The sequence below is a fragment of the Flavobacterium sp. genome (assembly GCF_044368625.1).
Taxonomy (GTDB): domain Bacteria; phylum Bacteroidota; class Bacteroidia; order Flavobacteriales; family Flavobacteriaceae; genus Flavobacterium.
Genome location: NZ_JBIPPD010000212.1, coordinates 1 through 5,605, shown reverse-complemented (window position 1 = coordinate 5,605; position 5,605 = coordinate 1). Strand labels below are relative to the sequence as shown.

The 5,605-nt window shown below is 36.0% G+C and carries 2 protein-coding genes and 1 pseudogene; all 3 read left to right on the top strand.

The window, feature by feature from the left end:
- A pseudogene (locus ACIQ2X_RS13300) lies at positions 1-1,147 on the top strand (hypothetical protein); the annotation flags it as partial.
- Positions 1,148-1,247: 100 nt separating this feature from the next.
- Entirely contained in the window at positions 1,248-3,752 is a 2,505-nt protein-coding gene (locus ACIQ2X_RS13295; RefSeq protein ID WP_396179418.1) for a PIG-L family deacetylase, read from the top strand.
- 114 nt (positions 3,753-3,866) lie between these two features.
- Positions 3,867-5,605, top strand: a 1,739-nt coding sequence (locus tag ACIQ2X_RS13290) for a sodium:solute symporter (RefSeq protein WP_396179417.1), incomplete at its 3' end; no start/stop codon positions are given.

The window sequence follows — 5,605 nt, the reverse complement described above, 5'->3', positions numbered from 1 at the left end:
TCAATACCGACTCGAACTAGACGACAGTTATGGTAAAAGTATCAATATGGAACGGCGTTTCTTTTCAGCCTTTACCAAATGGGCTGGTGGAATCTATGTTGATCAACAATTTAAAATTGATTCATTAAAAGACCAGTCGGGTACTTTTGCATTGCAAAATTTTAAATACAATTCTCAAGATTTGTGGGCTGGTCGTGCATTCCAATTATTTGAAGGACGAAATGAAAATGATCGTACCACTAATTTAATTTTATCCACGCGTTTTTTACACACCGGATTTACCGAAACCCCTACTGTAGCCTACGATCCCACTCATTTTTATTCGGGCGAAAATTTCTATATGGCAGGTTTTGGAATTTCATCCCGTCAATTTGTCGAAGATCAATTTTTGTTTAATTACGGCATTACTGAAGATGTACCTGTGGGAAGAATATTCAATATTACTGCGGGATATCAACAAAAAAATCAGCAAGGTCGCCTTTATTTAGGTAGTCGAGCTTCATTTGGAAATTATTTTAAATTTGGATATTTGAGTACCAATTTTGAATACGGAACTTTTTTTAATGATAAAAAATTAGATCAATCCGCATTTTCCATGCAAGCCAATTATTTTACAAATTTAATTTCAATTGGAAAAAAATGGAAAATGCGGCAGTTTATAAAACCGCAAGTAGTATTGGGTTGGAATCGAGTTGATATAAAAGGTGATTTAATCAGTATTAACGAAAGCAGTAATTTTCAAGGCGAAAATGGCGCTGGATTTCGAGGCAATAATTCTTACGGAATTCGGGGATACAATTCGGAATTGTTTGGAACAAAAAAAGTAGTTTTATCGTTGCAAACGCAGTTTTATTCACCTTGGGACTTATGGGGGTTTCGCCTCAATCCGTATTTGAATGTTACGTCGGCACTTTTGGGCACTCGAGAACGGGAACTTACCAAAAGTCCGCTGTATTCCTCGTTTGTAGTTGGGGTCATTATCAGTAACGACTATTTGGTTTTCAATTCTTTTCAATTTTCATTGGCATTTTATCCATCCATACCCGGACAAGGAACTAATATTTTCAATACCAATTCCTTCCAAACCGAAGATTTTGGGTTTCAAGATTTCGAGTTGGGAAAACCAAGAACGGTTTTATATGAATAACTGCGATACTTTTTAATGTAATGTTAAAGGTTTTTGAAAACAATTCAAACTTTTTTTAAATTGCTATATTTGGCATTCTATTCATTTTAATTCCCTTAGAATGCAGCTACGGTTTATTTCTTGTTTCCTATTATTAATTGGTTTTTCGCATCAATTTCAAGCACAAGCACCTCACAAATACAACTCTTCCGAGATTTTTGGTAAAATAGAAAAACTCAACTTTTTAGGTTCCGTTTTATATATTGCTGCACACCCCGACGACGAAAACACACGGTTAATATCGTTTATGGCAAATGCACAAAAAGCACGAACAGGCTATTTATCGCTTACTCGTGGCGACGGCGGCCAAAATTTAATCGGTCCAGAATTGCGCGAACTTCTAGGCGTCATTCGAACACAAGAATTGATTGAAGCACGAAAAATTGACGGAGGAGAACAATTTTTTTCTCGTGCCAACGACTTTGGTTATTCAAAAGTACCATCGGAGACACTGAAAATATGGAATAAAAATCAAGTTTTGGGTGATATGGTTTACATCATCAGAAAATTCCAACCCGATGTAATTATCACGCGTTTCGATTTTAGAACGCCAGGAACAACCCACGGTCATCATACTTCGTCGGCAATTTTGGCCGGAGAAGCATTTGATTTGGTTAATGACAAAAACAGTTATGCCAATCAACTGAATTTGGTTAAAAAATGGCAACCCAAACGACTGTACTATAATACTTCTTGGTGGTTTTACGGCAGTAAAGAAAAATTTGACGCTGCTGATAAAAGTAATTTAGTCAATTTATCAACAGGAATATTCTACCAAAGTTTAGGAAAATCCAATCAGGAAATTGCCGCTTTGAGTCGGAGTCGGCACCAGTCCCAAGGCTTTGGTTCTACGGGAACTCGTGGCGACGATATGGAATATTTAGAATTTATAAAAGGAGAAAAACCGGTTGATAAAACCAATTTGTTCGAAGGAATTGATACTTCTTGGAACCGTGTGGAAGGTGGAAAACCAATTGGAATTTTAATTTCCAAAATCAGTACGGAGTTCGATTTTAGAAATCCATCGGCAAGTATTCCTGATTTAATTGCGACATACCAACTCATTCAAAACTTAAAAAACGAACATTGGAAAGAGGTAAAAACCACCGAGATTAAAGAAATAATTGCCGCTTGTGCTGGACTTTACCTCGAAGCAGTCGCTGAAAATCAGTCGGCAACCCCAGGTAGCGATATCAATGTAACCGTTGAAGCCATCAACCGAAGTACAGTTGAGATGATTTTAGAAAACATCAAAGTAGTCCCCGAAAATAAATTGTTCACTCAAAATATAGATTTAAAAAACAACAGTAACGAAACCACTTCAATCACAATAACATTACCCAAAAGCCTTGAATTTACAGCTCCATTTTGGCTTAAAGATCAAGGAACGGTTGGAATGTATCGCGTAGATAATCAAGAAAATATTGGCAAACCCGATATTATTCGAGAATTGAAAACCATTTTTAATGTAAAAATAAGTGGCTTTACTATACCTTTTGAACGAACAGTTATTTATAAATTCAATGATCCCGTTTTAGGCGAAGTATACCGCCCATTTGATGTAGAACCACTTGTAACCACTAGTTTTGTGGATAAAGTAAAAATTTTTAACACGAATGAAAAACAAAACGTTTTAGTAAAAGTACAATCTGGAGCAACACAAGTCAGTGGCAATTTAGCCCTGGAAGTACCTAAAGATTGGAAGGTTTCTCCAGAGTCTGTCCCGTTTTCAATTGGATCGAAAGGTGCTTCCCTCACCTACTCATTCGAAATCACACCACCCAAATACAGCAGTGAAATTGACGTAAAAGCAATGGCAACGGTAAATGGTAACGTATTTGACAAAGAAAAAATTACAATAAAATACGATCACATTTCCAATCAACAAGTTTTGCAAACTTCATCCGCTAAATTTATCAAACTGGATATAAAAACAGGTTCTGAAAAAATCGCTTATATTATGGGGGCTGGCGATGAAGTACCCACGAGTCTTAAAAATATGGGATATTTGGTTACGGTTATTGAGCCCGAAAATATTTCTAAAGAAAAGTTGCAGGAATTTGATGTTATCATTACAGGAATTCGGGCTTACAATACGGTTAATGAATTGGAATTTAAGCAATCGATCTTATTGGATTTAGTGGAAAACGGAAAAACAATTATTGTACAATACAATACCACCGGAAAATTAGTTACTGATAAATTGGCGCCTTTTCCGCTGCGACTTTCTAGAGATCGAGTAACAGAAGAAGATGCAAAAGTAACTTTTTTAGCACCCAATCACCCTGTTTTGAATGTGCCAAACAAAATCACAACTAAAGATTTCGAAAATTGGGTGCAAGAACAAGGTTTGTACTATCCCGATCAATGGGACAAAGCTTTTACACCAATTATTTCTTCGAATGACGAAAATGAATCGCCAAAAAATGGTGCATTGTTAGTCGCTCCTTTCGGAAAAGGATATTATATTTACACAGGATTGAGTTTTTTTAGAGAATTACCAGCAGGTGTTTCAGGAGCACACCGACTGCTTGCCAACTTAATTAGCCTGAAAAATGCACCATAAATGAAAGAGATACAAAAAATAAAAACTTGGAAAAAAAACTACACTTTGGTTCTCATAGCCAATGCCATTTATATTCTGATTTTTTACATCATAATGAACTACTTTTCTTAAAATATGCAAGAACTAGATTGGATAATCCTCAGTATCACATTATTATTTATCGTTTCTTACGGCGTATACAAAACCAAAGGAAGTAAGGACGTAAATGAATATATTTTAGGAAACAACGAAACACCTTGGTACACCGTTGGTATTTCGGTTATGGCAACACAAGCCAGTGCGATTACTTTTCTTTCCACACCAGGTCAGGCCTTTAACGACGGAATGGGTTTTGTGCAATTCTATTTTGGATTACCCATTGCTATGGTAGTCATTTGCTACACTTTTATACCCATATATCACAAACTAAAAGTCTACACTGCTTACGAATATTTGGAGCAGCGGTTTGATTTAAAAACAAGATCCTTAGCAGCAATTTTGTTTTTGATTCAACGGGGTTTAGGAACTGGTTTAACTATTTATGCCCCAGCAATTATTTTGTCCACGATCTTAGGTTGGGATTTAACGCAAATGATCATCGTTATTGGAACCTTGGTAATTGTGTACACATTTACGGGCGGCACCAAGGCGGTGAATGTAACGCAAAAACAGCAAATGTTCATAATCATGACCGGAATGTTTATTGCATTTTATTTGATTTTAAGTTATTTGCCCGAAGAAGTTACATTCTCAAATGCCTTGCAAATTGCAGGTGTAAACGACAAAATGAACATCATCGATTTTTCATTAGATACCAAAAGTCGTTACACTTTTTGGAGCGGAATTACCGGTGGTTTTTTCTTGGCACTCGCCTATTTCGGAACCGATCAATCGCAAGTACAACGCTATCTTTCTGGAAAATCAATTCGTGAAAGTCAAATGGGTTTGGTTTTTAACGGTTTAATGAAAGTACCGATGCAGTTCTTCATTTTGCTTACGGGTGTGATGGTTTACGTGTTTTTTCAGTTCCAAAGTTTGCCAATCAATTTTAATCCCAACAGCAAAAAAAGTATAGAAACTTCGATTTATGCAGAAGATTATAAAAAATTAGAAGCCAATTTAGTAACCGTTTCCGCAGAAAAAAAAGAAGTTACGCTCGCTTACGCCAATCAATTGAATATTGACAGAGAAAATTTAGTGTTAAAAAATAGAATTATTGCTTTAAACGAAAAAGAAAAAAACATTCGGGACGAAGCCAAAGTCCTGATCGGAAAAGCAGACAAAAAGGACAAAACCAGCGATGCTGATTACGTATTTATTCACTTCATTATCCATTTTTTACCCAAAGGAATGATTGGACTTTTATTGGCCGTGATCCTTTGTGCCGCAATGTCGTCAACTGCTTCTGGATTAAGTTCATTGGCCTCAACAACGGTTATTGATATTTACAAACGAAATGTAAAAACACCAAAATCCGACAAACATTTTGTAACTGCATCCAAACTTTTTACAATCATGTGGGGTTGCATTGCCATACTTTTTGCATGTTTCGGAACACTTTTCGAAAATTTAATTCAGCTGGTCAATATTGTAGGTTCCATTTTTTACGGAACTGTTTTAGGTATTTTCTTGGTTGGCTTTTATGTGAAATTTGTAAAAGGAAAAGCCATTTTTTATGGTGCTGCTTTAAGCCAAATGACCATCTTTTTCATCTATTATTTTGCGATTCATATTTATCCAAGCGGCCAGGAAAAACTCGGTTATTTATGGCTCAACTTTATCGGAGCGGTTTTGACATTTGTCTTCTCAGTAGTATTGCAAATGGTATTTAAAGATAATAACAAGCAACCAACAACACTTGCTAAAGTCGACTA

Bases quoted from the DNA above. Each gene is read 5' to 3' on its own strand.
- ACIQ2X_RS13295 (WP_396179418.1), top strand. From the start codon at position 1,248: ATGCAGCTACGGTTTATTTCTTGTTTCCTATTATTAATTGGTTTTTCG.